Raw genomic sequence first — 3,891 nt, forward strand, 5'->3', positions numbered from 1 at the left:
CGCCGCCTGCCGGTGCTCGGTGAGGCGATGCTGGAGGGGGTGTTGGATGAGCCGCGGGCGGTGGCTTTCATCCGCTGGACGAGCGGGTTGACCGACGCCGCGGCGGCCAGGACGCGCGAGTTGCGCCACGGCGGCCACCCTCTACCTGTGAAGTTCAAAATAACCCCGGGGCCTGCTTCTTAGTCGCAGCCTTGGCGAGCTCCTGAGCCCGCGCGTACAGCTCCTCAGGGACCCACAACGGCCCGCTGAGCCCGCCGGCCTGGGCCAGGACGAACCTGTCGGCGACATGCTTACGGGCCGCGGCCGTGCGGGTCCGCTGAAACTCCGGGTCGGCCGCGAGTTCCTCGGCCAGATCATCGATCCGGGCATAGAGCTGGTCGTACTGTTCTCTGCCCAGCTCGTCAGCCTCGGCACAGACGGCGTTGATCACCCTCCACGACCAGCCGTCGAACTCCTCTGAAACGGCATCGGCGATCCGCCGCCTGGCCGTTCCACGGGCGGCCCGGAAGTCGGGGTTGGCCAGCAGTGCCGTGCGCAGTTCCGAGAGCTGCGCACGTTCCTGCTCGCTGAGGTCGCCCTCTCCGTCGTCGTGGAGGTAGTCCTTCCGCGAGGGCTCCGCCTTCGCGAGCTGCTGCCATTCGACGTACCAGGCCGCGCGGTGCTCCCAGAAGTGAACGACGCCGGCCGCCGCGAACGCGACGCTGACCTGCCCCACCTGCCCTTTGCGCTTCACCAGGTGCGCGGGCAGATCGCCGACCTGGTGCTCGTCGCCGTCAGGATCGAACGGAGCGGCCTGCAGATAGAGCAGCCCACCCCCGTGTTTTCCGGCGATCTCCAGGAAGGCCGGCAGATCTAGTGTCTCCGGGCCGAGGCAGATCTCCGAGCCGAGATCGGCCTCGGGAACGGCCGGTACCAGCGTCATCGCCGCTGTGCCCGCAAACTCCCTGACTGTCCCGACGAGCTTGGCGAGGTTATCCACGAGCCGTCACCGTAACCGCAGGCACCGACAGAATCCCGCACTCGGACGCTCACGGAGCGTACAAGCGCTGATCTCCGTTCCGACATTCCTCGCCGTCCCACGAGCTCCGGGGGTGCTGCCACCGAACCCCCGCGCCTCGCCGGCGAGGCAGGCTCCGGGATGAGGGAGGGGCCGCCGGACGATCTTGCCCGATGGTGGTGCCGGGGGACGCTGGTGCATCCCGTCGCCTCTCCTGGGCCTACCACGGGAATCGCTCCGCTGCGGAGGCCGAGCCGCTTCGCGGTCGCCTGACGGCGAGCCCCCTCCGCTCCACGAACCCCGTGGTCGAGACGGCCCAGGCGACGCATGCCGTCTACTGCGGCAAACCCATATTTTGACGGTGTCGGATAGCCGTGGATCGCCTACTGTTCCAGCTCAGCGTCTACTAAGTCTCATGGCTGGGACGTGGCGCTAGACGAAAGACGGCTCCTTTCGGAGGTGGAAGCCCGAGGGGACCGTCTCTTCGTCATGCCTTGGGCTTCGCCCCCCCTTTTCTTTCGGACTGATGCGAGTTACCGTCCGATCAACTCGCTGTTGGCAAACGCGGAGCGAAGCTTCCACAGAAGCCCACCCTTCAGGAGGGCTTTTCGCTCCTTCGCTGAGCTACTGCGAGATGTCCACGTCCCAGCCATGAGACCTGCGAAGGAGACGCTCCCGTGGAGTCAATCCCCCCTGCGAACGTGGCTGGGGTCCTTGTGACCCTGGCCCTTTTCGTGCTCGTCGGCTACGTCGTACACACGTTGCGGACATCGCACAGGTGGATCGCCGGTGTGCTCGCCGCGATCACCACCCTGATTGTCGCCTTCCCTGCGGTGCTGTACGCCCTCTTCAGGGGATGAGTAGCCGCCCATGACACATCCGCACGTCCCGTCCTGTTCTGCGAGCGCCAGCAGTGAGCAGCCAGATGCGCGATCGACGGTGTCTGGCGTGCTTGAGGCGTCTGCAGGCAGAACGGGGCGGCGGAACTCAACATCGCGTGCGCTGGGTACATGGCCGCCCGGCAGCCTGCTCGGGCGTCTCAAGGACAACACGAGAGAACGGTTCCTCCAGCTAGGGCGCCCTCAGCAGTTCTCCGCAGGGGAAACCATCCTCTGGGAGGGTGAGCAGGTAGATAGGGGCGTCTTCCTGCTTATCGATGGGAAGGCCAAAGTCGTTGCCCACACGGAGGAAGGCCACACGGCCTTGCTGGAGATACGCGTAAGCGGCGATTTGGTGGGGGAACTCTCTTGCCTGGACGACGTAGAGCAGCTGGCTACGATCGTGGCCGCCGAGCCGTTGTTGGTGCGGCACATCTCTCGGGAGGTCTTCCTCGAGTTCCTGTCCACGTTTCCTGATGCCGCACTTGCCGTCACAAGCACGGTCGTTGACAAGTTGCGATGGGCTACCCGTCGACGGATCGAAGCCAGCTACCCGATCCGGGTGCAGATCGCACGTGTACTCGTCGAACTCGCAGGATCGTTTGGGGAGACGACGTCAGAGGGCACACGTATCGCCCCCCTGGCTCAGACGGAGCTAGCGGCGATGGTGGGCGCAGCCGAAGTGACTGTGCATAAGGCGCTTGCCGAGCTCCGGAACGCCGGAATCATCAGAACCGCCTATCAGCGACTAATCATCGTGGACATGCCTGCTCTCAAGTCCGTCGCAGGCCTATAGCCTGCCCCGACCAGCGAGCTCCTACGAGCGCGCGCCGGGTCTCTTGGCCGGCAAGCGGCCCGCCCCCAGGGCGAGCCGCCTTGATGGGGTGCCGGTAAGAACGCTGTCATTGGCGCCTTGCTGGTCCCACGAGCTCCGGGGGTGCTGCCACCGAACCCCCGCGCCTCGCCGGCGAGGCAGGCTCCGGGATGAGGGAGGGGCCGCCGGGACGATCTTGCCCGATGGTGGTGCCGGGGGACGCTGGTGCATCCCGTCGCCTCTCCTGGGCCTACCACGGGAATCGCTTGACGGCGGCCATGGAAAGCTCCCCGTAGGCGGCCAGATACCGCCCCGCTGATGGCCGCGGGGTTCCCCGTGGACGGCCAGATATCTCCCCGCTCCTTCCGTACTTGTCCCGGTCGGCGACAGTCGAGCGGGTGAAGAGCAGCAGGGAGATCATGGAGATTCTCGAGGCGTATGTGAACCACTCCGACTTTCGTGGAGGCCCTGAAGCCAGCATCATCTGCTGGCGGAAGGGAGAATCACGTCACGATGCCAGCCCCGAGGAAATACCCCCAAGAGCTTCGCGAGCGCGCGGTGCGCATGGTCTTTGAGGTCCGCCGGCAGACCGGCGGCGCCCCCGGCGCGATCGCCCGGGTGGCCGACCAGCTCGGCGTTCACCGCGAGGCATTGCGCGGGTGGGTGCGCCAGGCCGAGATCGACGAGGGGCAGCGGCCGGGCACCTCGACCGCCGACGCGCAGCGGATCGCCGAGTTGGAGCGCGAGGTGCGCGAGCTGCGCCGCGCCAACGAGATCCTCAAGGCCGCGGCCGCTTTTTTCGCGGCCGAACTCGACCCACGGCCGCCCAGGTAGTCGCCTTCATCGACGCTCACCGCGGCGCTTTCGGCGTCGAGCCGATCTGCCAAGTGTTGCAGGTGGCGACGTCGACGTACTACGCGGCCAAGTCCCGTCCGCCCTCAGCCCGGCAGGTGCGGGACGCCCAGCTCATGGCCGAGATCACCACGGTGTGGAACGAGAACTTCGAGGTGTATGGCGTGCGCAAGATGTGGAAGGAGCTCAACCGGCGCGGCACCCGCGTGGCCCGCTGTACCGTGGCCCGGCTGATGAAGCGCCTGGGGCTGGCCGGGGCGGTTCGCGGGGACCACAAGCGACCCACGACCACGATCCCCGATGCTCTCATTGACCGGCCCGCCGACCTGGTCAAACGCGACTTCACCGCC

Annotated in this window: 6 protein-coding genes and 1 other annotated feature; of the genes, 5 read left to right on the plus strand and 1 reads right to left on the minus strand. The window is 66.8% G+C overall.

All coding sequences use genetic code 11. The features are described from left to right. Positions 1-183: hypothetical protein (locus FLV34_RS42055; protein ID WP_222709796.1), on the plus strand; the 183-nt coding region annotated here is incomplete at its 5' end. Here the strand turns inward: FLV34_RS42055 and FLV34_RS38835 are convergent. Continuing rightward, complete coding sequence (locus FLV34_RS38835) at positions 155-979, minus strand: hypothetical protein (RefSeq protein ID WP_147945543.1); 825 nt, start codon at positions 977-979, stop codon at positions 155-157. The two genes, FLV34_RS42055 and FLV34_RS38835, sit on opposite strands and share 29 nt — an antisense overlap. Positions 980-1,698: 719 nt before the next feature. On the opposite strand from FLV34_RS38835, the gene FLV34_RS41030 reads away from it, so the two are divergent. From FLV34_RS41030 to FLV34_RS38850, 4 genes are all read left to right on the plus strand, one after another. Beyond that, entirely contained in the window at positions 1,699-1,857 is a 159-nt protein-coding gene (locus FLV34_RS41030; RefSeq protein WP_187280867.1) for a hypothetical protein, read from the plus strand. Positions 1,858-1,945: 88 nt separating this feature from the next. Then, positions 1,946-2,671, plus strand: coding sequence for a Crp/Fnr family transcriptional regulator (locus FLV34_RS38840; protein ID WP_187280868.1), 726 nt, complete (start codon positions 1,946-1,948; stop codon positions 2,669-2,671). Positions 2,672-3,202: 531 nt separating this feature from the next. After that, positions 3,203-3,523, plus strand: a complete 321-nt coding sequence (locus tag FLV34_RS38845) for a transposase (RefSeq protein WP_142652804.1) — start codon at positions 3,203-3,205, stop codon at positions 3,521-3,523. Further along, positions 3,481-3,594 (plus strand) — a sequence feature (AL1L pseudoknot). Its footprint overlaps the gene before it by 43 nt. After that, a partial coding sequence (locus FLV34_RS38850) for an IS3 family transposase (RefSeq protein ID WP_147945545.1) occupies positions 3,586-3,891 on the plus strand: 306 nt, incomplete at its 3' end. It overlaps the preceding feature by 9 nt.

The sequence above is a fragment of the Microbispora sp. CSR-4 genome, assembly GCF_008033685.1.
Classification (GTDB): domain Bacteria; phylum Actinomycetota; class Actinomycetes; order Streptosporangiales; family Streptosporangiaceae; genus Microbispora.